The sequence below is a fragment of the Sorangium sp. KYC3313 genome (assembly GCF_052075895.1).
GTDB classification, from domain to species: Bacteria; Myxococcota_A; Polyangia; order Polyangiales; family Polyangiaceae; genus Sorangium; species Sorangium cellulosum_B.
Map to the genome: position 1 here is coordinate 11807850 of NZ_CP197255.1, position 24328 is coordinate 11832177.

Consider the following 24328-nt stretch of genomic DNA (forward strand, 5'->3'; position numbering starts at 1 on the left):
GCCGATGCGGCAACGGCTCTTCACGATATCGCTCGTGATGCTCGGCGCGGCGGCCCTCCCGGCCGGCTTTCTGGCAGTCGCCTGCGCACCGACGGAGCGCTCGTTCGGCAACAGCGGCGGCGGCGGGACCGGCGCCGGCGGCACGTCGCCGACCGGCAGCGGCGGCACGTCGCCGACTGGCAGCGGCGGTGCCTCGCCGACCGGCAGCGGCGGCGCGTCGCCGGTCGGCAGCGGGGCCGGCGGCAGCGTGAGCGCCGGCGAAGGCGGGGGAGGAGGAACGGGCGCAGCTGGCGGAGGGGACGCGCAACCATTGCCCCCGGAGGTCGTCGCCACGGGCCTTGACGACCCGTACGCGATCGCGGTCGACGACCAGAGCGTCTTCATCCTCTCCACCTCCACGCTGCTGCGTTGCCCCCTGGCAGGCTGCCCGGCTCCGGTGGTCCTCGCCGAGGGGCTCGGGCCTCCGACGACCACCGTCATCGCCACGCCGTACCTCATCGGGGTGGATCCGAACTTTGTTCACTGGCTGAGCTCCCCCAGCAATGGAGGGTCGCGCCGCTACTACCGGTGCCCGGCGGCCGGCTGCGTCTTCAAGTCGCCGGTGGAAGTGTGGGAGTCCACCGCGAGCAACCTGAATCAGATCCACGTGAGCGATGACGGCGTGGCGCGCATCTCGGACAAGTTCGATGTCCTGGAGTGCGATGACGGCCAATGCGAGCGGATCCGCTGCGTGAACGCCGACGGGATCCGCTCGTTCGTCATGGATGGGACGACCGTCTACTGGGCCCACCCCACCGATCCCGGAGGCGTCTATTTCTGCGATCCCGGCAATGCCGACGGCGCGATCCAGCTCCACGCCGAGCACGGCGTCGTCATGGCAATCCACGACGGGATTCATTACGTGATGAACGCGGCCAAGAGCACCATTTTCGCGTGCAAGAAGACCGGGTGCGGCGGCAGCCCGACGACCTTCGTCGAGGGCGAGCCGTCATTGACCAGCATGGCTGTCGGCCCCACAGGCGTGTACTGGACCGCTCTCGGCACGGGCATGAGCGCAGACGGCGTCGTCAAGATGTGTCCGCTGGCCGGCTGCGGCGGCGGCCCTCGGGTCATCGCCTCGAACCAGGCGCGGCCGACGAGCGTCCGCCTCCGGAACGGCTTCGTCTACTGGTCCAACCGCGGCTTGCCCGGGAGCGCGATGTCGGGTGAGATCGTGCGCGCTGGCCTCTGACGCGCGGCCGGCATCGCGGCGCGGGCGCCTGCGCTCGCGGCAGCGAGCAGCGCGCTCGATTTGCCGCGGCTCGACCTCCCTGGCCGGCGGCCCTCGGCCCTCGCGCGCCGCCGGCAAGAACCGCTCGCCACTCGCGGCATTTCGGGACACCCTGCGCGCTCGCCATGCGCGCCTCTCGCAGCTCGCTCCCCGCTCTCCCAGCGCACCTGCCGCGCGGAGGCCGACCGGCCTCCGCAACCGCCCGCCGCCGGAGCGCGCCATGAAAGGGCGCGTCCTCATCGTCGCCGGCTCCGACTCGGGCGGCGGCGCCGGAATCCAGGCCGATCTCAAGGCGGTCACCGCGCTCGACGCGTTCGGCGCGACGGCGATCACCGCGCTCACCGCCCAGAACACCCGCGGCGTCGACGCCGTGTTCCCGGTGCCACCCGGCTTCATCGGCCGCCAGATGGAGGTCGTGCTCGACGACATCGGCGCGGACGCCATCAAGACCGGGATGCTCCACTCGGCCGAGGTCATCGACGAGGTCGCGCGCGTCTACGAGCGCCTCGGCCGCGGCGCGCCGCTCGTGGTGGACCCGGTGATGGTCGCCAAGGGCGGCGCCCGGCTGCTGAAGTCCGACGCCGAGGGCGCCCTGCGCGCCCGGCTCCTGCCGCTCGCGGCGCTGCTCACGCCGAACATCCCCGAGGCCGAGGCGCTGACCGGCGTGGTCATCGACAGCGTGGACGCGATGCGCAGCGCCGCCGCGCAGCTGCTCGCCATGGGTCCGCGCGCCGTGCTGCTGAAGGGGGGCCACCTCCCGGGCGCGACGGTCGTCGACGTCCTCCGGGTCGCGCCGGGGCCCGGCGCCTCCGGGCTTCCGGAGGGCGAGCAGCTGTTCGAGGACGCGCGCATCGAGACGCGCGCGACCCACGGCACGGGCTGCACGCTCGCCTCGGCCATCGCCGCTGGTCTCGCCCAGGGCCTCGCCCTCGTCCCGGCGATCGGGCGCGCGCGGCGCTACCTCCGCGAGGCGATGCGCTCCGCGCCGGGGCTCGGCCAGGGCCACGGGCCGCTGAACCACGCCCACACGGCGCGGCCGTTCCCCTGAACAGCGCGGCGCGCCGCGCGCGTCTGTGGACGGCCGCGACGACCACGGCGGCCCCGCGCCGCGGGCCCCGCGCGGCGGCCCGGCGGCTCTGCGAAGGCGCGGCGGGGCGGCCCGGTGCGCCGCCGAACGGGCCGCGTGCAGCGCTTGTGCAACGACTCGTTGCGCCCGGCGCTCGAATGGACGACCCTGCGCGCAGTCCGTATCGGCGTCCCGGCGCGTCTCCTTCGGCGCCGTCGCGGAGCTCTTCCTCACCCTTCGTGCGCCCGTGGCCGTGACCAAAGATCCCCTCCCTCCCATCGACGTCGGAACGGTCATCAACGACCGCTACGAGGTCCTGAAGAGCATCGGCAAAGGCGGCATGGGCGAGGTGTTCTTGGCCTTCGACCGCCTGACCCAGCAACAGGTGGCGCTCAAGGTGGTGCCCGAGGCCTCCGCCATGCCCGGCGACGACGAGGCCCTGCGGCAGGAGGTGATCCTCGCGCAGAAGGCCCGCCACCCGAACGTCTGCCGCGTGCACGACCTCGCCCCGAGCCCGTGGGGGCCCATCCTCGTGATGGAGTACATCCCCGGGCAGACGCTCCACAACCACATCCGCAAGCGCAAGACGTCGGGCGGGTTCAGCGCCGACGAGTTCCGAAAGATCTCGACCGACGTCTGCGCGGGGCTCGCCGCGATCCACCAGCAGGGGCTCGTGCACGGCGATCTGAAGCCCGGCAACGTGATGGTCGCCGACGATCGGGCGGTCATCCTCGACTTCGGCTTCGCGAAGGAGCGCGCCCGCGCCGCCGTGCGCAAGCCGGGGGCGCCTCCGGACGGCGGCACGCCTCACTACATGTCGCCGGAGCGGCTGCGCAGCGGCGGCGCGAGCCCGGAGGACGACGTCTACGCGGCGGCGCTGACGCTCTGGGAGATGTGGACCTGCCGCGTCCCCGAGCCCGGCTACAAGCCGCGGCTCAAGACGATGAAGCAGCAGATCACGTTCGACGTGCCCGCCGCGCTGACGAACGACGAGATCAGGCAGATCTTCCGCGCGCTGAACCCGGATCCGCAGATGCGCCCGCAGGCGCGGCACATGCGGTTCTTCAACCCGACGCAGACCGCGACCGCGCCGATCCAGCTGCCGCGCGAGCGCATCGATCCCGGCCCCGCGCCTGGGCGGGCCATCAAGACGCAGTTCACGCCGGGCGCGCAGTCGCTGCTCATCACGTACGCCACGAACGCGCCCGACAGCGTCGCCACCCTGTTCCCGCTGCAGAAGCCGGTGCTCTCCATCGGCCGCCGCAGCGATCAGGACCTCGTCCTCGCCGAGGCGACCGTCTCCGGGTCACACGCGCTCCTCCGCTGGCAGACGGGCTCCTGGCTGGTCGAGGATCTCAACAGCACGAACGGCACGTACGCGGACTTCCCCTTCGAGCGCAAAGCGCAGGTCTCGCTGCTCCATGGGGCCGAGGTGCAGCTCGGCGAGTGCCGCCTCATGGTGGTCACGTTCGGGCCCGACTCGCCGCACCACGACAAGGCGAAGCGTTACCTCGCCCGGCGCGACGGCCTCACGGGGCTGCTCGTGCGCGAGCACCTGATGAAGGCGATCGACGAGGACGGCTTCTTCGCCGAGTGGGCCGAGGTGCCGATGCAGATCGCGCGCTTCGAGCTCCGCGGCCAGAACGGCCTCGTGAGCTTGCGACCGACGATCCTCGAGATGCTCGCGCTGCGCAAGGCCGCGCTTCAGGTCGTCGACTTGACCCAGACGCTGCTGCTCAGCCTGACGCCGGCCGCGGCCGGGCGCACCGGCCCGCTCACGTTCGTCGTCTCCATCGTGGGTCCCAACCTGGACGAGGCCCAGCACGTGGTGGAGCAGGTCGTCGCGCAGGTGCAGGGCACGCTCCCCGAGACGCTCGAGCTGACCGCCACGCTCGTGAAGTGCGAGCCTGGCCGCCCCGCGCGCACGCTGATCGACTGAGGCAGACCGCCGGGTCGTCGCTCGACCGCCGCTCAACCGCCGGGTGGTGGATCGAGCGCGTGTTCCGTCACGAAGCCACGGAGCCCATCACCAGGCGCACCGCGCCGACAGCACCTGCACCCCTGCGAGCGCTCCTGCGCAACGGGGCCGCTCCCGGGCCGGAGCAGCGAGCGGCTACTGGACGGCGAGCGGATGCTGGGCGGTGAGCGGATGCTGGGGCCCGCTGCAGGCCTCGCCCGGAGCGGCGACGCGATCGAGCACCACCTCGCCGGCCGACTTCCGGACGTCGATCTCGCCCTGCCAGATGAGCTCTGCGCTGCCCTGAGCGTCGACGACATCGCGCAGCAGCCGCACGTAGACCTTGCGCTGGGCGACCTCGGGGATCGCCACCGCGAAGTCGAACGCGCAGACCGAATCACACCTCGGATTCGCCGCGTCGGGCTCGTCCCGCTCGGTGATCTCGTAGATGCTGTCGATCCTGTCGACGTGCATCGCGCGCTGGCCGCAACAGTTCAGCAAGAGCCGGCTGTCCGCGATCTTCAGGGCGCCGCTCGACGGGTCGTAGCGCCAGCGCAGGACCTCGGCCCCGCAGTAGCTCTCCTCCCCCTCGGAGGCGAGCCGCCGCTCCGGCTCCACGAACCCGCCGGCCTCGCTCACGAGCCCCACGTGCGCGGGCTCCGCCTCGAGGCACGCGCTCAGAGCAAGCAGCGACCCCACCGTTGCAAGCGCTCCACAGACCCCCAGGTACTTCATGCCCCGATTTCCTTGGCTGTCCCGCGACACTGTCAAAATACGCCCAAAAGGCAAAGAAACAGGGCCTCTAGAAACGCGCTTCACGTATCCGCTACTTGCGCCTAGGGATTCAGCTGCAAGCCAACGTACATAAGGTGCGCACATGCGCCGCACCCCGGAGCAGCTGTACGCACATTCGAGTGTGATCTACGGGTTTCTGGAAACCTTGTCCAGGTGAAAGTGGCAGAGTTAGCCCGATTCTCTGACCATGAACGTCATGGTCGACTAAACTCCTCCACCACCCTCCACCATCCCACCCCATGACGCGCTGCCATGCGCTGCCATACGCGGAGGGACATTCACGATCTCCCCCTGCCGACCGCAGACGCGAGGTGCTGCGGAGCGATCCGGGGGCGTGTGCTCAGCGCCTCATCGCGCGGCGACCGTCTTGCTGCGCTGGCGCGGGGAGCCCTTCGCCTGACAGCCGGCTTCCGCGGGGGCTTCGTCGAGGACGACCGCGCCGGCAGAGACCCCCAGATCCAGGGAGCCGCTCCAGATCACGGCCGGGCCGCCCTGCTGATCGACGACGTCGCGCAGCAGCTTCACGTAGACCTCGCCCCGCGGGACGTCGCGCACACCGACGGACAGATCGAAGGCGCACTGCTCGCTGCAGCGACCTCCGGCGCCGTCCGGCGCGTCCCGCTCGGTGACCTCGAAGAGGCTGTCGATCCTCTCGACGTGGATCGCGCGCTTCCCGCAGCAGTCGAGCATCAAACGGGCATCGGCAAGGCGGAGCGTCGCCGCCGGCTCATCGTACTGCCAGCGCAGCACCTCGGCGCTGCAGTAACCCCCGTCCTCTGCCGCGGCGAGCCGGTGCTCCGGGTTCCTGAACCCCCCCTGCTCGCTGATCCTCGCCTCCTGAACCGCCGCCGCCTGGCTGCAGCCACCGGCGCAGAAGGCCCAGACGATCGCGATGGCGGTCCAGAGTCGGCTCGACACCATGCACTTCTCCATTTCCTCTTGGCTGGCTGGCCAGGGCGGTTCGTCCCACTTTCTTTGCAATTTTCCAGCCAACTCTCCCCCTGAGCAGTCCGGAGGCTAACCGCGACCGACGCGGTGGGCCAAGGAACCGGGGGCTGCGAGCGCGGTCTCCCTTCACCTTCGCTCGCAGCAGGGGCGCGGGAGGGCGCGCAGGAACTACCCACGTCAGACGTGCCGGGACGTAAAAAGTTGTCGGGGAGAGAACGCCTGGCTCAGCCACGATGCGGGCGGCCCTCGATCGGACACAAGCCGGATGTCCGGGCCGTGCCCCGCGGCTCGCCCGCGTCAGTTCTTCGCTTCGACGGCCTTGCCGGGCGGAAGAGGATCCCAGCGCAGGGAGTCCCCGAGGAGGTTCGAGATGCGCTTCGGGCGCTGCCCATCGACGCGCATGACGTAGAGCCCTGGCCCCTCGCCGGAGGTGCGCGTGGAGAAGAACGCCACGAGGCGCCCATCGGGGCTGCAGGCAGGGTACCCGTTCCTGCCCTGATTCTGGGTCAACCGCACGAGGCCGCCGCCCGTCTCCCCCGAGGCGACGAGATCGGTGTTCTTCCCCACGCCGACGGCATAGATGGCCTTCACGCCGTCGGGGTGGTTGCAGAACGTGGGCGCCGAGGCGAAGAGCCCGTCCGGAGAGATCGCCTTGTCGCCGACGTAGATGCGCTGTCCGTACCTGCCCTCGCCGGAGAAGGCGAGCTTGCCGGTCGGCGTGAACACCGGGTGGAGCGCCATCCCCACCTCGGACGCCGGCTTGATGCTCTGGAGATCGGGCCCGGAGAACAGCTTGATCGTCGACCCCACCCCGATGCTGAGGGCGACCTGGGCGCGATCCTTCGAGAACGCGATCCCGTAGACCGAGCCCTTCACGGGCAGCGGCAGCGGGCCGCCGGCGGGCGTGAACACCTTGTACTCGTCGCCCTTCACGCTCGCCGCGTAGTGGAGCTGCTCGTTCTTCCCGAACGCCGGGGCGATGGCGGTCTGGTCGGGCGGCGAGACGGCCCTGGCGTCATGGCCGTCGGCGTCGATCGTGAAGACACGCCGCAGCGAGCCCGAGCCCGAGGCGAACGTCATGTGGCTGGCGAAGCCGCCGTTCTGGCCGGTGAGGGCGCCGATCAGCTGGTCGGCCACCCGGTGCGACTCGAAGCGCACGTCGCGGAGGGGCACGATGAACTTCTTGTCGAACACCGGGGCCTGCCCGCGGTTCACCAGGAACGCCTGGCCGACGAGCTCGACCTTGTCGGCGGCGACCTTCTTGCCGCTCACGCTCACGACCGCCTCGACCCCCTTCGCGGACCACGCCTTCACGTCCACGGGGCTGTCGGAGAGGTACAGGCCTTCGGGCGCGGCGGTGTCGGGCAGCACCTCGAACTCGCCGCACAGCTCGAGGTCGCGCCGGACCACGCTGTGGATCGTCACGTCCTCGGGGTCCGAGACGAGCGACGGCAGGACGCCGATCTTCGGGAGCGGGCGCGTCGCGCCGGCCACGACCGTGATGTGGCCGAGCAGCTCGTCCGGGTTGGGCGGCGCCGCCGAGGAGGCCGGCGCCTGCGCAGGAGCAGGGGGAGCAGCGAGCGCGGCGGCGGCGAGCGCCAGGGCGCCGAGGGCGGTTCGAGCTAGTCGCATGTGGTCTCTCTACAGACGAACGTGACGCTGACCTGCTTCTGCCCGAGGTTGGGATAATTCTCGGGCGGCGGCGGCAGCGCCTGCCCCTTCGCCGCCTCGAGGGTCGCCTGCGCGGCCGCGTCGAAGGCGGGATTCCCGCTCGGCGTCAGCGTGTAGCTCACCATCTGCCCGTCGGACAGGACGATGACCGCGCGCGGCTTGTGCTTCGTGAGCTCCTCCGGCGGGAGCCCCGAGCCGTTCACGCGGAACCTGCTCGAGAACCAGCCCGCGATGCGGGCCAGGTACAGATCCACCGCGCGCGCCTTGAGGGGATCGACCTCGGTCCCCTCCTTCACGCCGTCCTCGTGGCCCTCCTGGTCGACGTTGGCGGCCGGGGCGGCGTCGGTCTTCGGATCGAGCTCGGTGTCGACCTGCTTCGCGATCTCGGCGTCGGGCGGCGGCGGCGCGGTGCCCGCGTCGGCGATCTTGACCTCCGGGGGCGGGATGTCCGCCTCGGTCTTGCCCGCGCTCGGCGACACGAACGCCTTCTGCTCGACGCGCGGCTTGGGCGTCTGGCGCACCCACCGATCGGGCAGCTTCATCTTGTCGCGCTTGCCGCCCAGCTTGAGCAGCGGCGTGTCCATGTCGAGCACCGGCACGACCTTCACCGGGATGCTCGGCCCCTTGTCGATCTCGGGTGCCGCCGCGGGCACGGCGAGGTCGGCCAGGCTGACCGCGACGGCGGCCCCCGCCTGCACGGCCATCGCCACCGCGACGGCGAGCGCGATGTCCCGCGGGCGGAAGTCGCTCGCCGGCCGGCGCTGCCCCCGCGGCGTCCTCGGTCCGGGCGCGCGCGCCGCAGCCGTGCTCACGGCGCCGCACCTCCGGGCCGCGGCGCGGCTACCCCGGGCCGCGGCGCCGTTCCCCCGGGCGGCGGCGGCGCGCCCTCCGGCTCGATCTCCGGCTGGACGAGGAGGTTCAGCCCCTCGACCCCGGCGGCCCGGGCGGCGGCGACGACCCGCGCCACGGCGCCGTAGCGGGCGTCCTTGTCGGCGCGGATGTAGAGCTCCTTCTCCTTCTGCACGCGCCCGTTCGAGGCGAGCACGCCCTCGATGTCGGCGGTCGCGTCGTCCTCGCCGAAGAGGATCTTCTCTTCCTTCGTGACGGTCACGACGAGCTTCGTGTCCTTCGTCGGCGCCTCCTCGGCGGAGACGTTGGGCAGCTCGACCCGGAGGCCCGCCGTGAGCAGCGGGGCCGTGACCATGAACACCACGAGGAGCACGAGCATCACGTCCACGAGCGGCGTGACGTTGATGTCGCTGAAACCGCCGCCGCCCCGCCGCCTGCGCCCGCCACCGACCGACATGCCCATGATCGGCCCCGCCCCTCAGCCCTTCGGCATCACCGGCGTGGGCCGGTCGCTCGACCGCTGGAGCGCCAGCGGGATGGACTCCTGCATCCCCCGCGCGGAGAGCGACGCGATCTCCACCCAGCCCTCGCTCGCGGCCTCGAGCGCGGAGAGCAGGTCGTCGACGCGCTTGTTGATCCCGTTGTACGCGATGACCGCCGGGATCGCGGCGAACAGCCCGATCGCGGTCGCGATGAGCGCCTCGCCGATGGCCGGGGCGACGACGGGCAGCGACGCGCTCTTCTGCTGACCGATGCGGAGGAACGCGTCCATGATCCCGTAGACCGTGCCGAACAGGCCGATGAACGGCGACGCCGCCGCGATCGACGAGAGCGTAGGCATGAGCGCGCTCGCCCGCTGCGTCTCGGTCACGATCGCCCGCTTCGCGATCGAGTCGAGGAGCCGGCTCGTGCCGACGCGGCGGCTGAGCTCCATCACGACGCGGGCGCCGGGCGCGTCCGCGTGCCGCTGCGCGAGCGCGAACAGCTGATCGGGCGAGTGGGCGTGCGCCGACTCCTGCTCGAACCGCGCCTGCAGAGAGGCGAGCCGCGCGAGCTGGAGGACCTTGAGGACGGCGATCACCCAGACGAGGATCGCCGCGAAGATCAGCAGCCAGACGACCAGGAAGACGGGACCGGAGGCGTGAAGGACCAGGGAGACGGGGTCGAGCTTGATCGGGACCGCCGTCGCCAGCTCAGGGGCGCTTTGCAGGAAGGCCATTTCGATCTCTTCGGGTCAGGGAGTCGTCGGCTCGTCAGGGTTCCGCGCGCGCGGCCCCGTTCGGTGGAGTTTGCGACCGCGGCCCCCTCTCTCGCCTGGAAGCGCGGCCGTGGCCCTCTTCAAGTTCGCCCAGCGCCGCACGCGCCGCGGCGCTCAGTCCGCGAGCAGGATGTCGACCTTCCGGTCGCGCGCCCAGCCCTCTTCGTCCGTGCCGGTCGCCTCGAACTCGCCCTTCGACGAGGTCGCGATGCGGCCCTGATCGAGGCCCTTCTTGCCGAGGTACTCCGCGACGCTGCCGGCGCGCTTCTGGCCGAGGCCCAGGTTGTACTCTGTCTCCCCGCGGGGGTCGGCGTGGCCGATGAGCTTCATCCCCTTGCCCTTCAGCGGACCCGAGACGAAGCAGCGCGCGAGCGCGTCGAGCGCGCCCGCCGCCTCGCCCTCGATCGACGTCGAGTCGAACGCGAAGCGGGCGGTCGGTAGATCGCCGCAGGCCTTGAGGATCTTGTCGTCGATGCGGATCGATCCGCTCGTCGGCTTCTCGGTGTCCTGCTTCGGCGCAGGCGGGGCGGCGGTCTTCGCCACCGGAGGGGGCGCGACGTCGCTGGCGACATTCGCCGGCGGCTGCGGATCGGAGCCGCAGCCGGCCGCGAAGGCGGCAAGGGGCGCCGAGACCACGAGGATCAACGCAGGCAGTTTTGTCATGGGCATGCCGTTACCACGCCGGGAGGCGCGTTGCAGCATTTTGAGCGCCCGCCGGCGAGCCGGCGCGCCGGGATGACACGCATTCCGTTAAAGTGCCGCGATGCATCGCCCGATCCAGGCGCGGGAATATTTGGGGCACCAACGGGTTGGCCCGCGCCGCGCCCTCCGGGCCGTCGGCGCCGCGCTCCTCTCGCTCGGCGCAGCGGCGTCGGTCGCGCTCGCCGCGCCTCGCCCGGCGCGGGCCGAGGCGCCGGTGCAGCGCACGTTCTTTCGCCTGCCCTCGTCGAACGGCTTCGGCGCGGTGCTCCTCGATCTGGGCGCGGCGAGGCTCACCCACTTCCGCGAGCACCTGTTCGCCACCGAGGAGCCGCTCCTCGACGAGCGCGGCGAGGAGGTCTGGATCGGCAACCAGCCGCAGGCCGTAAACACGCGCGATCTGCTCTACGACGCGTACTTCGGGCTGCGCTCCGACGGGCACCAGCGGTGGCTGACCGAGGTCCCCGTCGACCGCGACGCGAGCGGCTACGCCGGCTGGACCGACGGGCAGCGCGGCGGCACGGGCGTCGTCACGATGGTGCAGCGGGTCGGCAACCTCGAGTGCACCCAGCTCTTCTTCGCGCCGCAGGGCCTCCCGCAGGCGGGGTTCGTGATGGCGATGCGGGTCGAGAACCGGGGCGAGCGGCCGGCGGAGGGCGTGTCGGCGTTCTCGCTGCACAATTTCCACCTCGGCTTCGGCCGCCCGGGCGTGATGGCCGACATCGGCGAGTCGGGCGAGACCGTCGCCTACGACGCGAGCCAGGGCCGGCGCGACTTCCTCGAGCGCGCCTTCGCCGGCGTGGTGGTCGCGCGCGCGCTCGAGCCCCCCGCGCGCCACGGCGCCTCCAGGGCGGGCAGCCCGCCGGACCTCGACGTCTACCGGATCGTCGCGGACGACGGCGGCGCCGACCTGCCGGACCTCGACGGGGCCGCGCCCACCGCGGACGGCTCCGTGAGCGCGTTCCAGTGGGACCTCGGCAGCATCGGCCCCGGCGAGGCGCGGTGGGTCGGCGTGGCGTTCGCGCACCACGGCGACCCCTCGGGCGCGGCGGACCCGCTCGTGCAGGGCGCCCTCGACGCGTACCTCGGCGCGAAGCGCGCGGCGGAGGTGGTCGCGGACGAGATCGCCGCGTACCGCGCGTTCCAGGGCTCGATCCGGGTGCCGCCCTCGGCGTCGCCCGAGGAGACGGCCTTGCTCCGGCAGTCGGCCGTGACGCTCCGGATGGCGCAGTCCCGCGAGAGCCACGCCTTCCTGCGCGAGCACCTGACGCGGGACTCCGAGCCGCGCGCCACGCGCTTCGGCACGACGCTCGGCGGCGCGCCGGCCACGCTGCCGGCCACCATCGCCCACCGCGGCCACGGCGCCGTCCTCGCGAGCCTCCCGCCGGGCGAGTGGACGGTCGCCTGGATCCGCGACGGCGCCTACGCCACCGTCGCGATGGCCGCGCTCGGCATGCAGGCCGAGGCGCGCGACGCGCTGGGATTTTACCTCGACGCGGAGGCAGGGCGCTTCCAGGGCTGGAGCGAGCTCGCGCCGTACGACATGCCGCCGTACCAGATCAGCCTGGTGCGCTACCACGGCTTCGGGGTCGAGGAGACCGACTTCAACGACTTCGGCCCGAACCTGGAGTTCGACGGGTTCGGCCTGTTCCTCTGGGCGCTGCGCCAGTACGAGGAGCTCACCGGGGATACGGGCTTCGTGGACGAGCGCTGGGCCGCCGCGTCGGCGAAGGTCGCGGACGCCCTCGTCGCGCTCATCGATCCGGACACGGGGCTCGTCCGGAAGGACTCGTCGATCTGGGAGACCCACTGGAACGGGCGCCAGCGGTCCTTCGCGTACACGAGCATCACCGCGGCGCGCGGCCTGTGCGACGCGGCGGCCATCGCGGAGCGGCGGGGCGAGGCGGACCGGGCCGCGGCGTACCGCGGCGCAGCGGAGCGGCTGCGCGCCGCGATCGCCGCGCGGCTCACGGACGCCTCGGGCGCGCTCGCCGCGAGCCTGGAGGAGCTCGCGTCGGGCGCGGGCTACTGGGACGCGGCGGTGCTCGAGGGGATCGCGATGGGCCTGTTCGATCCGCAGGGGCGCATCGCCGCCGCCACGCTCGCCGGGCTCGACGAGCACCTGCGCGTCCCCGCGGGCGCCGGGTGGTCCCGGAACGACGATCGCACCGATCACGCCGGCGCGGACGACCTGAGCCCCTGGGGCAGCGAGTACGACAGCGCCGAGTGGGTCGTGACCGACCTGCGCGGCGCCGTCGCGGCGCGGCTCATGGGGGACGTCGCGCGCTCGGAGCGGCTGCTCCGGTGGGTGCTCGATCAGTCGGCCGCGAACTATCTCGCCATCGCGGAGACCTACGACGAGCTCCGCGGCACCTACAAGTTCAACGCGCCCATGGTGGGGTTCGGCGCCGGCGTCTACGCGCTCGCGCTCGCGGCGCGCGACGGGCTCGTCGTCGGCCCGGCCTGCGGCGCGTACTTCGAGGAGAGCGCGGCGAGCGGCGGCGCCGGCGGCCCCCCGAGCAGCGGCGCCGGCGGGGCGGGCGCCGGCGGGGCGAGCGCCGCCGGAGCGGGCGCCGCCGGCGGTAGCGGCAACGACGGCAACGGCGGCGGCGGCAGCAGCGGCGATCTCCGGGAGGACGCCGGCTGCGGCTGCCGCCTCGCGAGCGTCAGCGCCGCGCCCTCGGCGCTCGCGGCGGCCGTGGCCGCGGCCGCCGCCGGCCTCACGCGACGGCGCCGGCGGGCGCGGCGCTGACGCTCGCCGAGCGCGCCCTCGGCGCTGGCTATTCCTCGCTGGTGTCGGCCTGGCGCTGCGCGTCCGCAGCGGCGGGGGCCGGGGGGTCGGCGACGGCTGCAGCCATCGCGTCGGTGAGCGACATCGGCGCCTGAGGCCGCGACGCCTCCTCGGGCGCGAGCGATGGCGACGGCTGACGCTCGGGCCGGGCGCGGGCGCCCGGAGCGGCGGGCGGGCGCACCCCCGCCCCGGAGGCCTCGCGCGCGCCCGCCTCCGGTGCGGCCCGCGGCTGCGGCGCCGTGACAGGCTCGGCGGCGCTGGCCTCATCGTCGCCGGCCGCGGGCGCGCGCGCGTCGAGCCCGCGCAGCGCCGTCCTCCGGGGGCCGGGCGCCTCGACCGGCACGCTCACCTCGCGCGCGATCTCCGCGGCCCGGGACACGCCGCGCTGCGCTGCAGGCGGCACGACGTCATCCCCCGGCGCACGCGGCATCCGGCCGGCGATCAGCGTCAGCCCGACAGCGATCACCAGAGCGCCGGCCACGGTCGCCGCCGCAAGGATGCGCACGCGGGCTCGAGATCGCGCCCGGGAGGGCACCGCGACGGGCACGAGCGCGTCGTGGACGCGCATCACATCGCTCACGCTCGGCGCATCGACCCCGACCGGCGCCGTACCCGCGAGCGCGCTCGAGGCGGTCGCCGCGGTCGACTCCGCGCCCCGGATCGCCTGTGGTGTCGTCAGGCCCACCGCCGCCGGAGCGACCGGGCCGCTGCCCGGCGCAACCGAGCCCGCCGCCGACGCGCTCGACGTCGTCGTCGCGGCGGGGAGCGTCGCGGTGAACGACTTCAGCGCGAGCGACCGGAGATCCATGATCGTCGGGTCGTCGTCGCTCCGTGGCACCGAGGGCGCGCTCGATCGCCGGAGCGGCGGAGGAGGCCGGCTCGATCGCCGGCCGGCGCCTCCCGCCGGGGGCGCAGCCGCACCCCTCCCATGCGCACGGAGCATCGCACCGCCGCAGACGCTGCACTCGAGCGCAGCCCCGCCGCGCGCGTCGCTCGACACCGTGGTGACGATTCCGCAGATTTCGCAGGTAACGTCCATGAGCCCCCCGCAGGCCTCGCGACACGACAGCGGCGAGCGCCCGCCACGCCAAACTGTGATTCAAATTACATCTTGAGTATGGCGCGCGAGGGGCGGCCATGCATGCGGTCTCCGCGCGGCATTTCCGAGAATCGAGCGCGCGGCGGCGTTGCAGTGCCATCCCGGACGGTCGACATCGGACGAGAGCCGTCCTGGACCGAAGGTTTCCCGGGTGGGCGCTTGCGATGCCGGCCTTCGGGCCGCTGTGGTAAGAGGCGCGCTTCGATGTGGTCGGGAGCGGACCACCGGTCCGCTCGACGTGGTCGCGGCTCCCTGCCGGGGGTCACGCGGGGGTCACGCTGACATGGGTCTGGGGGCCGCGACCGGCCTCCGATGCGCCGGGAGGAGTTCGAGAATGGGTCTCAGCGAAACGCTGCTCGATGCGAACAAGAAATCCAAGGTCGTCGCCGACTGTTGCACGCTGGTCGACGAGGAGGTGGCTTCGAAGAGCGGACTCTCCGGCCTGGCGGTCAAGGCCGGCTACGCGGCCGTGAAGGGCATCAAGCCCGGCTTCATCCAGCAGGTGGTCGAGAAGCTCCTGCCCGAGTTCGCCAAGAAGCTCGATCCCATCTGGACCGAGGCCGCGAGCAGCGGCAACCCGAGCTCCTTCTTCACGTCGAACCGCTCGCGGATCGCCGACGCGCTCCTCAGCATCACCGACGAGAAGGCGAAGTCGTCGTCGAGCGGCGTGGTGCGCGGCACCTACGAGAAGCTGCGCGGCTCAGCGAAGAAGAACGTCGAGGAAGCCGTTCCGCGCCTCGCCCAGCTCATCCAGAAGCACACGGCCTGAGCGGCTCGGCGCAGCAGGCCCGCTTCGCGCCGGCCTGCTGCGCGCCGCGGCGAGGCGCCCCGCGGCCGCGTGCGCGGCGGAGGGCGCCCCTGCGATCGGCGCTCAGCCAGGCTCGCCGAAGCTCCGCGCGAAGAGGTCGCGGATCGCGTCGCGGCCGGCGTCGTTGAGATCCTGCGTGCCGATGCCGGCGAAGTTCTCGCAGGTGATGCTCGGCTGCCGCGCCATCTCCCAGGCCGAGCCGCTCCAGCGGAACCAGCCGCGCTTCTCCTGATCGTAGACGAACAGCTGCTTCTTCCAGAGACGCGCGAGCTCCGCGCCCCAGCCGGTGCCGCCGCGCACGGTGCCGTCCTCCTGGAGCGTCCCCACGACGAAGACCTGGCTGGACGCGTTGATCTGGTGCCAGATCGTCTGGAGGATGTTGCGCACGAGCGGGATCTCGCTCAGCACGCGGCCGAGGCGCCGCGACACGTAGACGAGGCTGAAGTCGCCCTTGCGCAGCTCGTCGTCCCCCAGCACGACCACGCCGCGCTGGCGCTCGAGGAGCCGGTGGCCCTCGAAGCTGTAGTTCAGCTCCTGCACCCCGTACCGCTCGGCGCACGCCCCGAACTCGGCCTCGGCCCCCTTGGCGCCGCCCGAGTGCACGCGGAAGCTCCGCGGGTCCTTCGGCCGCTCCGAGGGGGGCCGCACGTCCTCGTCGATGACGCGCATCGAGTGGGGATCGAGCCGCAGGTGGAGATCGGCGAGATCCTTGTTGCCGTGGTCCTTCAGCAGCCGCAGGCGAACCACGTCGCGCTCCGGCTGCAGGTAGACGACCACGTTGAGGTGGCGCTCGACCCGCTGGAGCGTGGCAGGCAGCTTGCCGGGAGGGCCCGCCTCGTCGACCTGGGCCGCGACCCAGACCTCGGCGGAGCGCTCCTTCGCGAGCCGCCCGAGCGCCTCCATCGCCTGCTCCGACGCGACCGCCACGTCGAAGCCGTCGACGATGATCACGTCGGGCTCGAAGTGGGCGACGCCGCGCGCGAACGCCACCGTCTCGAGCATCTTCTCGACCCACAGGCGCGCCGCTTCTTCGGGCGCGTCGACCGGCGCCTTCACGTGGCCGAGGTGCGAGTAGATCTGCCGGTGCCGCTCGACCTCGAGACGGACGGCCTCCGGCTCCTCGAGCCGCATCGACTGCGCGAGATCGTGGAAGATCTCGTCGTAGTACGCGCGGACGTGATCGACCGCGTTCTCGTGCGAGATGTGGAGGACCCGGCGATCCCGCAGCAGATCGTCGAGCGCGATCTGCACGAGCAACGCCGTCTTGCCCACGCCGGGCCGGGAGACGATGACGCCGACGTTGCCGCGACCCAGCCCGCCGTGCATCGACCCCTCGAAGACCCGCATGGGGCTCCGCTCGTTTACCTCTTTGCGGTACATGCCGACCCCCTCACTTGGCCTTCTTCGCCTGCTCTTCCCGGTACTTCTTGATGAGCTCCTCACCAAGCGCCGCCGGAAGAGGAGCATAGCGCGAGAACTCCATCGTGAACTCGGCTTTGCCCTGGGTGGCGGAGCGGAGGATCGTCGAGAAGCCGAACATGTCGGAGAGCGGCACCTCCGCCTCGACGCGGCAGAAGCCGTCTGCCTCGGTCGAACCGACGATGATGCCGCGCCGCTGCATCAGGATGCCGACGATGCCGCCCTGGTACTCGCTCGGCCCCTCGCAGGCGACCTTCATCAGCGGCTCCAGGATCTGCGGACCGGCCTTGGGGTACGTCTCGCGCCAGGCGCCGCGCGCGGCCTCCTGGAAGGCGATGTCGGACGAGTCGACCGCGTGGGCCGCGCCGTCGTTCAGCGTGACCGACACGCCCGTGACGGGCGCGCCGATGAGCTGCCCCTTGGCGAGCATCGACACGAAGCCCTTCTCGACCGCCGGGATGAACTCGCGCGGGATCGCGCCGCCGACGACCTGATCGTCGAACCGGAACGGCGCCTCCGTCCACGGCTCGATGAAGCCGCCGACCTTGCCGTACTGACCGGAGCCGCCGGTCTGCTTCTTGTGCGTGTAGTTGAAGTCGACGCGGCGCGTGATCGTCTCGCGGTACGCGACGCGCGGCGGGCTCGTGACCACCTCGGCCGCGTACTCGCGCTTCATGCGCTCGATGTAGACGTCCAGGTGGAGCTCGCCCATGCCCTGGATGATCGTCTCGCCGCTCTCCGGATCGGCCCCGACGCGGAAGGTCGGGTCCTCCTTGGTGAAGCGGCGCAGCGCCTTCGACATGTTCGCCTGGGACTTGTTGTCCTTGGGCGTCACGGTGAGCGAGATGACGGGCTCGGGCACGTGCATCGACGTCATCGCGACGCTCAGGGTCCCGTCCGTGAAGGTGTCCCCCGAGTTGCAGTCGATGCCGAACATCGCGACGATGTCGCCCGCGCCCGCGGAGTCGATGTCCTCCATCTCGTCCGCGTGCATGCGGACGAGCCGGCCGGCCTTGTGGCGCTTGCCCGTGCGGGTGTTCGTGATCTCGCCCCCGCGGGCCAGGTTGCCCTGGTAGATCCGCAGGTACGTGAGCTGGCCGAAGCGGCCGTCCTCGAGCTTGAACGCGAGCATCACGAGCGGCTTCTCGGAGTCGCTCGACAGGACGACCTCGGCCTCGTCCTTGTCGAGATCCACGGCCTTGTTCGTGATGTCGGCGGGCGTCGGCAGGTAGCGGGTCACGCCGTCGAGCAGGACCTGCACCGCCTTGTTCTTGTAGGCCGACCCCATCATCACCGGGACGATCTGGAGCTTCACGGTCGCGTCGCGGATCGTCTTCTGGAGGAGCTCCTCGGTGACGCGCTCCTCGAGGATCGCCTCCGTGAGCTCGTCGGAGTACATCGAGAGCGCGTCGAGCATCTCCTCGCGCGCCGCCTTCACCTCGTCGGCCATCCCGGCCGGGATGTCACCGACGACGATCTTCTCGCCGTTCGCCCCCTCGAACCGGTAGGACTTCATCGCGATGAGGTCGACGACCCCCTCGAACTTGTCCTCGAGCCCGATCGGCAGCTGCAGCAGGACCGGGTTCAGGTTGAGCTTCTCGCGCAGCTGCGCGCGGACCCGCAGCGGGTTCGCGCCGGCGCGGTCGCACTTGTTCACGAACGCGATGCGCGGGACGCCGTAGCGGCGCATCTGGCGGTCGACCGTGAGCGACTGGCTCTGCACGCCGGCGACGGCGCAGAGGACCAGGATCGCCCCGTCGAGCACGCGCATCGCGCGCTCGACCTCGATCGTGAAGTCCACGTGGCCGGGCGTGTCGATCACGTTGATCTGATGCCCGTTCCAGAAGCAGTGCGTGGCCGCGGACTGGATGGTGATCCCGCGCTCGCGCTCGAGATCCATCGAGTCCATCTTCGCGCCGACGCCGTCCTTGCCCTTGACGTCGTGGATGGCGTGGATCCGCTTGGTATAGAAGAGGATGCGCTCGGTCAGCGTTGTCTTGCCCGAATCGATGTGGGCGCTGATCCCGATATTGCGCAGCTTGGACAGTTCGCTGATCACAGAAGGCTCCCCGCCGCGCACCCGTGAGGGCGTGCCCGTGGAGGGCGTGCGGCACGCATCGAACGTCAGCCAGGCGGCGCACTCTTGCGATCGCCCAGTCAGAAATTCGGCGCGGCTCTTAATTCGGCCCCATGGCCAGCGCCAGGGGGAAAATGATCGCGCGTGAACATTTCACGCTACTTGGCTTGAATCCTGGAAAGCCCGACCGTCTCGTCCCACTCCGATCCGTAGCCGTCGTAGTGGATGCGGTAGCGCTCTTGCCCCACGATGCCGGTGACGACCGCCGGGTACATCTGCCCGTGCCACTCGACGCGGACCCTGTCGCCGATCTTGTAGACGTTGGTCTGCGACGCCTGCAGCCCCTTGCTCCGGACCTTCGGCGGCGGGGGCGGGTGGACGACGTTGCCCTCGACGAGGCCGCGGATCCGTTCACGAGGTACAACTTCGTCCCAGATGTCATCGTACCCCTGGTAGTGGATCTTGAACTTCGTCGGACCCACGACCTCGATGACCTCGGCCGGGTAGACGTTCCCTTCCCACGTCACGAGGACGTGATCGCCGATGGCGTATTGACGCTTGCAACCCCCCAGAACCAGCACGAGGGCCAGAAGGAGGGCCGCAGCGTGGGCGCGCGCTGCGGGCATACTTCACGCCCGCCTTACCGTCCTCGCCGGCGCCCCGCAAGAGGCTTCGCTCAGGGACGCGCGCGGGTCGGCGCTGGACGGCGCGACGGCGCGACGGCGCCGGGCCACGCCATGCCATGCCGTGCCGTCCTGCCGCAGGCCGCGCCATGCCGTGGTGAGCCGTCCTGCCGCAGGCCGCGCCATGCCGTGGTGAGCCGTCCTGCCGCACGCCCGCCGCGCCCCGTCCTCGACGCCCCCCAGGGCGCTGCAACGGGGCACGAACCCGTGTAGAGAACGCCCATGACCCGAGATGTCCGTCCTGGTACGGGGACCCTCTCCCGCCCGTGCCCGTGCGGCTCGGGGCGCTCGTACCGCGAGTGCTGCGCCCCCTGCCATCTGGGCGATCGCGAGGCCCCCGACGCCGTGGCGCTGATGCGCTCGCGGTACGCCGCGTTCGCCGTCGGAGACACCGCCTACCTCTGGCGGACGCTGCACATGGGCCACATCGACCGCGGGCGCGACAGGGACCAGGTGCTCCGCGAGCTGAAGCTGACGATCCACCACCACCGGTACCGGGGCCTCCAGATCCTCGACAGCCTGCAGAGCGGCGGCTCCGCGTCGGTGCTGTTCCTCGCCAAGATCTTCGAGGCAGGCGTCGATCGATCGTTCGTCGAGCTGTCCGATTTCCTCCACGACGGCGAGGGCTGGCGCTACCTCCACGGCGTCGCCATCCCGCGCGCCCGCATCAGCGTCCCGCCCGACGCGCTGACGATCGCCCGGTTCTCCTCCCTCGCCAGCTGACCGGCCCTCGCCGGCCGAGCGGGCGCTCGGGCGGCCGATGCGCCCTGGGCTCGCTGACCAGGCCCCCGGGCGAGCGATGCGCCTCAGCCGGCCGACGGGCCCGACGCGCGGGCCTCGTGCCACCCCATCGCCTCGACCACGGCGCGGTTCTTGTCCATCCACACCGCGATGCGCTCGCGCGTCGTCCGGTAGGCGTACTCCAGGATGGCGCGCCGCGCGCGCAGGTTGGCGGGGTTGTGGAGGAACAGCAGCGCGTCGTTCCGCGCGGGCTCGAGCACGAGGACCTGCATCTTGCCCTCGACGAGCGCGCGCCCCACCGCCTGGTGGAGCCGCGCGTGCGCGCCGATCCGCATCGCCTGGTTGAAGATCCAGAGCATGCCCTTGTCGCGCACGCTCTCGCGCACCCCGTGCCCTGTCGGGACGGGGCGGTGCGCGGTGGAGACGGGCACGAGCGGGCTCACGACGATCGTGAGCTCCACGCCGGCGGCCTGCGCGAGATCGAGGTGCGCCACGTGGCCCAGCCCGCCGTCGAGGTAGTGGCGGTGCTCGACGCGCACCGGCGAGAAGAACAGCGGGAGCGCGAGCGACGCCGCGCAGGCGAGCGACACCGGGACGTGGTCGAACCCCTCGGCGCCGAAGACGACGCGCTCGCCCGAGTCGAGGTCGTGCGCCGGGATGCGCAGCGTCCGCGGCATCGCGCGGAACGAGTTCGGGATGCCGCGCCGCAGGAAGAACTCGCCGAGGAACCGCTCGTAACGGTCGAGCTGGAAGAGCCCCGCGGGGAGCGAGTCGTTGAAGCGATCGAGCTGCTCGAACAGGTACTGCTGCGCCGGCGCGTTCGGGGTCGCGTCGCCCCGGGTCGTGAGCCGGACGATCGCGTGGCGGAGCGCGACCAGGCTGGTGCTGAGCGCGCGCCGCCACTCGCCGACGTCGATGTGGAGGAGGTGGCTGCGCTCCAGCGGGAAGAAGTTGTCGACCGGATCGAGCAGGGCGCGGTAGAGCCGCTCGATCGGGATGCCGCCCGCCAGGGCCGCGGCGACCGCGGCGCCGCTGCCGTGCCCGAGGTAGAGCGAGAAGCTCTGGTTGTCGATCCCCTCGACGCCATCCTCGAGCGCCGCGAGCGCGCCGATCTGGTAGAGCGCGCCCGTCAGGCCGCCCCCTGGCAGACAGAGGCTGACGCGCGCTCGCTTCGCCCCGGCGCGCGGGGCGGCGCGGCCCTCGCCGCTCGCGTCCACGGTCCCGGACGAGCGGCCCTCGCCGTCCCCCGCTGCGATCTGCGCGGCTCGGCTCTCGCCGCCGCCTTGGCTCCCGAACGCCGGCATCATGAGAGGTCCTTTTCCCTCGCGCGGGCCGCCCCCTCGGCGCGACGGCCGAGGACGCAGGCGAGCACGGTCAACACGAGCGCAGAGGCGGAGCTCACCGCCACGAGCCACACCGGGCTCGCCGCGGCGTCGGGCAGCGCGCCGTCGGCGGCCCCCGCGCCCGCCGCGGAGAGGAGCGAGAAGCACTGGATGGCGTTGTAGGTGCCGTGGAGGAGGATGGACGGCAACAGCGAGCCGCTCGCGACGCGCAGGACGCCGAGCGCCGCGCCGAAGATCCCGATCGGCAGGAACTTCTGCCACCCGACGTGGGCCACCGCGAAGAGCGCCGCCGTGATCGCGATCACGACCGGGGCGCGGTGCTTCCAGCGCAGCGGGCGGGCGAGCGCTCCCCGGAAGAAGACCTCCTCCAGCGCGGGGCCGAGCACGATGAAGATGAGGCCGAGCGCGGCCTGCTCGGGCGCGCTGGCATCGACGAAGACCCGGACGAGCTCTGCGTCGTCGATCCCCGACGGCCAGCGCGCCTCGATCGCCGTGTAGAGCGCGGCGATGGGCCCCTCGAGCGCGAAGCCGAGCGCGATCGCGAGGGGATAGAACGCCACGTGCGTCCTGCGCACGCCGAGGAACTGCCGGATCGACGCGCGGGGCGCGTGCACCTGGAGCACGCCGAAGAGCCCGAGCAGGTACGCCGCGGCCTGGCACGCGAAGCTGCCGATGATGTCGAGCTTCGGCGCCGCCCGGAACGAGCCCGCGCCGTCGGGCGCCGGCTCCATCCGGAAGGAGGAGATCAGGCCGAGCAGGAACAGGAACAGCGCGGTGACGCCCACGGTCCAGCCGATGGCCCCGGGGATCGACATCGGTCGCTCCTCGCCGCCTCGCCGGACGAGCGGGCCGGGCCCTCCGCCGCTCGGCGGAGGGTCGGGGGTGCCGTGAAGATCGCTCATCGACCTCGCAGATAAGGCAGGACGCCCCGCTTCACGACCGTGTCCGTGCTGAGGCGATCGCTCGTCTCCGGGTAGTCGATCGTCGTGTGCAGCCCCCGGCTCTCGTGCCGGGCGGAGGCGCAGCCGACGATGAGCTCGGCCACGGTGGCGATGTTGCGCAGCTCGAGCAGATCCCGGGTGACAAGGTGCTTCCAGTAGTACTCGCGGATCTCCTCCTGGAGCAGGGAGATCCGCCGGGCGGCGCGCCGGAGGCGGGCGTCGGACCGGACGATGCCGACGTAGTTCCACATGGTGCGGCGCAGCTCGTCCCAGTTGTGGGCGACGACGACCTCCTCGTCGCTGGCGACCGCGTTGCCGACCTGCCACTCGGGCACATCGGGGAACGCGCTCTGCCGGAGCTCGGCGATCTGGGTGCCGAGGCGGGCGGCCGCGCGCTGGCCGAAGACGAGCCCCTCGAGCAGCGAGTTCGAGGCGAGCCGGTTCGCGCCGTGCAGCCCCGTGCACGTGCACTCGCCGATCGCCCAGAGCCCGGGGATCGTCGTCCTGCCGTAGAGATCGGTCGTGATCCCGCCGCACATGTAGTGGGCGGCCGGCACGACGGGGATCGGCTGCACGGTGATGTCGATGCCGTAGCGCAGGCACTGCGCGTGGATGGTCGGGAAGTGCTCGCGGACGAAGCTCGCGGGCCGGTGGGTGATGTCGAGCAGCACGTAGTCCGAGCCTGTCCGCTTCATCTCGAAGTCGATGGCCCGCGCCACGATGTCGCGCGGCGCGAGGTCCTTGCGCGGATCGTGGCTGGCCATGAAGGCCGTCCCGTCCGGCAGCCGGAGGATGGCGCCCTCGCCGCGCAGCGCCTCGCTCACGAGGAAGCTCTTTGCCTCCGGGTGGAACAGGCACGTCGGGTGGAACTGGTAGAACTCCATGTTCGCGATCTCGGCGCCTGCCCGGTAGGCCATGGCGACGCCGTCGCCCGTCGCGACGTCGGGGTTCGTCGTGTAGAGGTAGACCTTGCCTGCGCCGCCGGTCGCGAGCACGGTCGCCCGCGCGAGGTAGGTCTCGACGACGTGCGGCTTCGAGGCTGGCCGGTGCCGGGGCGCCGGCCGCTCCGAGTCGCGCGGCCGCGGCCCGCCGTTCAGCGCGGCGTCGGTCTCGTCGAGCACGTAGGCGCCGGCGCAGATGTCCGGCCCCCCGAACCGGGAGAGCGGGATGAGGTCGATCGCCGTGTGGTGCTCGGCGAAGCGGATGTTCGGGTTCTGCCGGGCCTGCTCGAGGAGCGCGCGCTCGATCTCGAGGCCGGTGGCGTCGGCGGCGTGCACGATCCGCCGCGCGGAGTGCCCTCCCTCGCGCCCGAGGCGCACCTGGCCGTTCTCGTGATCGAACTGGGCGCCCCGCGCGATGAGCTCGCGCACCCGCTCGGGCCCCTCCCGCGCGCAGATCTCGACGACCACCTCGTGACAGAGCCCCGCCCCCGCCTCGAGCGTGTCGGCGATGTGCGCCTCGGGGGAGTCGTCCGGAGCGAAGACCGCGGCGATGCCGCCCTGGGCGTACTTCGTGTTGGACTCGTCACGCGCGCGCTTGGTGACGATGATCACCTCGCCGTGCTCGGCCGCCTCGAGCGCGAAGGTCAGCCCAGCCACACCGCTACCGATGACGAGGAAATCGGTCGTTATCGCCACGGCCAGGAGGGTAGCAGGAGCGGGGCGCACGGAGGTAGGCCGTGGTGCGCTTCCTGCGTGCGACAGCGGTGCGGCCAGGCGCTCGGGCGGGAGGCCGGCGTGGCCGGGGAGAGCGGAGCGCCGGCGTGCGCTTGCGGAGGCGTGGGCGCGCGCTCGGGCTGATCGCGCTCATGGAGGAGCGCCTCGGCCGTTGTCGACGCGTGCCGGGGCGCACGTCGCGCGCTCGGGCTCGCAGCGCGAGCCCATGAGCGCAGTCCATCCATCAGGAGGCGCGAC

Annotated in this window: 20 protein-coding genes; 6 read left to right on the forward strand and 14 right to left on the reverse strand. The window is 72.0% G+C overall.

Translation table 11 applies throughout. The annotated features are described in order from the left end of the window. Positions 1-4: 4 nt before the first annotated feature. The 3 genes from ACSRUE_RS44970 (at position 5) to ACSRUE_RS44980 (ending at position 4275) form a co-directional block, all read left to right on the forward strand. Entirely contained in the window at positions 5-1231 is a 1227-nt protein-coding gene (locus ACSRUE_RS44970; protein WP_441288938.1) for a hypothetical protein, read from the forward strand. 259 nt (positions 1232-1490) lie between these two features. After that, positions 1491-2318, forward strand: a complete 828-nt coding sequence (gene thiD / locus ACSRUE_RS44975) for a bifunctional hydroxymethylpyrimidine kinase/phosphomethylpyrimidine kinase (RefSeq protein ID WP_437761646.1) — start codon at positions 1491-1493, stop codon at positions 2316-2318. Positions 2319-2589: 271 nt separating this feature from the next. Beyond that, positions 2590-4275 carry an FHA domain-containing serine/threonine-protein kinase gene (locus ACSRUE_RS44980; protein WP_272097771.1) on the forward strand — a complete coding sequence of 562 codons (1686 nt, stop codon included), beginning with the start codon at positions 2590-2592 and terminating at the stop codon, positions 4273-4275. 174 nt (positions 4276-4449) lie between these two features. Here the strand turns inward: ACSRUE_RS44980 and ACSRUE_RS44985 are convergent, their stop codons facing one another. From ACSRUE_RS44985 to ACSRUE_RS45015, 7 genes are all read right to left on the reverse strand, one after another. Beyond that, positions 4450-5028 carry a hypothetical protein gene (locus ACSRUE_RS44985; RefSeq protein WP_437943835.1) on the reverse strand — a complete coding sequence of 193 codons (579 nt, stop codon included), beginning with the start codon at positions 5026-5028 and terminating at the stop codon, positions 4450-4452. A 408-nt stretch (positions 5029-5436) separates the two neighbouring features. Next, entirely contained in the window at positions 5437-6009 is a 573-nt protein-coding gene (locus ACSRUE_RS44990) for a hypothetical protein (RefSeq protein WP_441288939.1), read from the reverse strand. A gap of 324 nt (positions 6010-6333) precedes the next feature. Then, positions 6334-7668 (reverse strand): tolB protein, encoded by a 1335-nt coding sequence (locus ACSRUE_RS44995; RefSeq protein ID WP_437943833.1) that lies wholly within the window; start codon positions 7666-7668, stop codon positions 6334-6336. Beyond that, complete coding sequence (locus ACSRUE_RS45000) at positions 7659-8519, reverse strand: TonB C-terminal domain-containing protein (protein ID WP_441288940.1); 861 nt, start codon at positions 8517-8519, stop codon at positions 7659-7661. The genes ACSRUE_RS44995 and ACSRUE_RS45000 overlap by 10 nt, the downstream gene beginning before the upstream one ends. Then, complete coding sequence (locus ACSRUE_RS45005) at positions 8516-9019, reverse strand: biopolymer transporter ExbD (RefSeq protein ID WP_441288941.1); 504 nt, start codon at positions 9017-9019, stop codon at positions 8516-8518. Before ACSRUE_RS45005 ends, ACSRUE_RS45000 begins: the two co-directional genes overlap by 4 nt. Before the next feature lie 15 nt (positions 9020-9034). Further along, positions 9035-9775, reverse strand: coding sequence for a MotA/TolQ/ExbB proton channel family protein (locus tag ACSRUE_RS45010; RefSeq protein WP_441288942.1), 741 nt, complete (start codon positions 9773-9775; stop codon positions 9035-9037). 153 nt (positions 9776-9928) lie between these two features. Then, on the reverse strand, positions 9929-10477 hold the full coding sequence (locus ACSRUE_RS45015; RefSeq protein WP_231864667.1) for an OmpA family protein: 549 nt from the start codon (positions 10475-10477) through the stop codon (positions 9929-9931). A gap of 130 nt (positions 10478-10607) precedes the next feature. Between ACSRUE_RS45015 and ACSRUE_RS45020 the strand changes: the two genes are divergently transcribed. Beyond that, the gene (locus ACSRUE_RS45020; protein ID WP_441288943.1) at positions 10608-13265 is read left to right on the forward strand and encodes a glycoside hydrolase family 15 protein; all 2658 of its coding nucleotides are present in this window, start codon (positions 10608-10610) and stop codon (positions 13263-13265) included. Between the two features lie 28 nt (positions 13266-13293). On the opposite strand, the gene ACSRUE_RS45025 is transcribed toward ACSRUE_RS45020, so the two are convergent. After that, a complete protein-coding gene (locus tag ACSRUE_RS45025; protein WP_441288944.1) occupies positions 13294-14112 on the reverse strand; it encodes a hypothetical protein in 819 nt (272 codons plus the stop codon). A 625-nt stretch (positions 14113-14737) separates the two neighbouring features. On the opposite strand from ACSRUE_RS45025, the gene ACSRUE_RS45030 reads away from it, so the two are divergent. Beyond that, positions 14738-15172, forward strand: coding sequence for a DUF6918 family protein (locus tag ACSRUE_RS45030; protein ID WP_437297728.1), 435 nt, complete (start codon positions 14738-14740; stop codon positions 15170-15172). A gap of 102 nt (positions 15173-15274) precedes the next feature. Here the strand turns inward: ACSRUE_RS45030 and ACSRUE_RS45035 are convergent, their stop codons facing one another. The 3 genes from ACSRUE_RS45035 to ACSRUE_RS45045 form a co-directional block, all read right to left on the reverse strand. Further along, entirely contained in the window at positions 15275-16591 is a 1317-nt protein-coding gene (locus ACSRUE_RS45035; protein WP_437761656.1) for a hypothetical protein, read from the reverse strand. A gap of 10 nt (positions 16592-16601) precedes the next feature. Then, the gene (gene fusA, locus ACSRUE_RS45040) at positions 16602-18710 is read right to left on the reverse strand and encodes an elongation factor G (RefSeq protein WP_441288945.1); all 2109 of its coding nucleotides are present in this window, start codon (positions 18708-18710) and stop codon (positions 16602-16604) included. Between the two features lie 155 nt (positions 18711-18865). Further along, on the reverse strand, positions 18866-19333 hold the full coding sequence (locus tag ACSRUE_RS45045) for a Tudor-knot domain-containing protein (protein ID WP_441288946.1): 468 nt from the start codon (positions 19331-19333) through the stop codon (positions 18866-18868). Between the two features lie 279 nt (positions 19334-19612). Here ACSRUE_RS45045 and ACSRUE_RS45050 point away from each other — a divergent pair, with 279 nt between their 5' ends. Continuing rightward, complete coding sequence (locus ACSRUE_RS45050; RefSeq protein WP_441288947.1) at positions 19613-20113, forward strand: YchJ family protein; 501 nt, start codon at positions 19613-19615, stop codon at positions 20111-20113. Positions 20114-20196: 83 nt separating this feature from the next. Here the strand turns inward: ACSRUE_RS45050 and ACSRUE_RS45055 are convergent, their stop codons facing one another. From ACSRUE_RS45055 to ACSRUE_RS45065, 3 genes are all read right to left on the reverse strand, one after another. Then, positions 20197-21438 (reverse strand): patatin-like phospholipase family protein, encoded by a 1242-nt coding sequence (locus ACSRUE_RS45055; RefSeq protein WP_437761660.1) that lies wholly within the window; start codon positions 21436-21438, stop codon positions 20197-20199. Further along, positions 21435-22289 carry a CPBP family intramembrane glutamic endopeptidase gene (locus ACSRUE_RS45060; protein WP_441288948.1) on the reverse strand — a complete coding sequence of 285 codons (855 nt, stop codon included), beginning with the start codon at positions 22287-22289 and terminating at the stop codon, positions 21435-21437. The genes ACSRUE_RS45055 and ACSRUE_RS45060 overlap by 4 nt, the downstream gene beginning before the upstream one ends. 83 nt (positions 22290-22372) lie before the next feature. Beyond that, the gene (locus ACSRUE_RS45065) at positions 22373-24052 is read right to left on the reverse strand and encodes an L-aspartate oxidase (RefSeq protein WP_441288949.1); all 1680 of its coding nucleotides are present in this window, start codon (positions 24050-24052) and stop codon (positions 22373-22375) included. Positions 24053-24328: the final 276 nt, after the last annotated feature.